This window comes from Veillonella sp. 3_1_44, from assembly GCF_000163715.1.
Taxonomy (GTDB): Bacteria; Bacillota; Negativicutes; order Veillonellales; family Veillonellaceae; genus Veillonella; species Veillonella parvula_A.
This window is the reverse complement of sequence record NZ_GG770207.1, coordinates 1-794: the sequence shown is the minus strand read 5'-3', so window position 1 is coordinate 794 and position 794 is coordinate 1. Positions and strand designations below refer to the sequence as shown.

Annotated in this window: 2 tRNA genes and 1 rRNA gene; all 3 read right to left on the bottom strand. The window is 44.3% G+C overall.

Annotated elements, in window-relative coordinates:
* Positions 1–164 (bottom strand): 23S ribosomal RNA (locus HMPREF0873_RS10030); the annotation flags it as partial.
* Between the two features lie 363 nt (positions 165–527).
* A tRNA-Ala gene (locus HMPREF0873_RS09745) sits at positions 528–603 on the bottom strand.
* A gap of 10 nt (positions 604–613) precedes the next feature.
* A tRNA-Ile gene (locus tag HMPREF0873_RS09740) sits at positions 614–690 on the bottom strand.
* Positions 691–794: the final 104 nt, after the last annotated feature.

Sequence of the window (794 nt, the reverse complement as noted above, 5' to 3'; positions counted from 1 at the left end):
CTCAAAGGTATGGGTGACAGTGCATAACCACTGCCGGGTTCCCCCATTCGGAAATCTACGGGTCACAGGTTGCTTGCACCTCTCCGTAGCTTATCGCAGCTTACCGCGTCCTTCTTCGGCTGATATCGCCAAGGCATCCACCGTACGCCCTTATTATCTTTACTTATTTTGCGTTATCATTTGCGCCTATCGTCGTCGCCTCACGCTCGATTTTGCCTTACGTACAATAGTACGCGGCGGCTTCATCTCGCTCAGGCTCCTAGATATGCATCAAATGCTAACGAAAATCTCATGATTGAATACATGAGAGATAATATTGACATGCATTAGATACATTGTCGTTTTTTTTGTAGCCGTACATTTTACATGTACGTCACCATTAAGTCAGAGAATTATTTCCTATGTGCTCGGGTCAACCTACTTAGAAATTCTAAGAGATGACCTTACAAATATATAATAATTATCTTCTATGCAGTTTTCAAAGAACAAACAATTAGTATATCACAGACTCGCTGTCAAATACTAAATGGTGGAGACGAGGAGATTCGAACTCCTGACCCCCTGCTTGCAAGGCAGGTGCTCTCCCAACTGAGCTACGCCCCCATGTATTAAATGGTGGGCCTAGGTGGACTCGAACCACCGACCTCACGCTTATCAGGCGTGCGCTCTAACCAGCTGAGCTATAGGCCCATTTAATATAATGAGAAATTATTATCTTGTAGATAACAGATCTCTCAAAACCGAACAATGTTAGGTGCCAAAGTGTCGACCTAAGTGACATCCAAGCTCTTGGC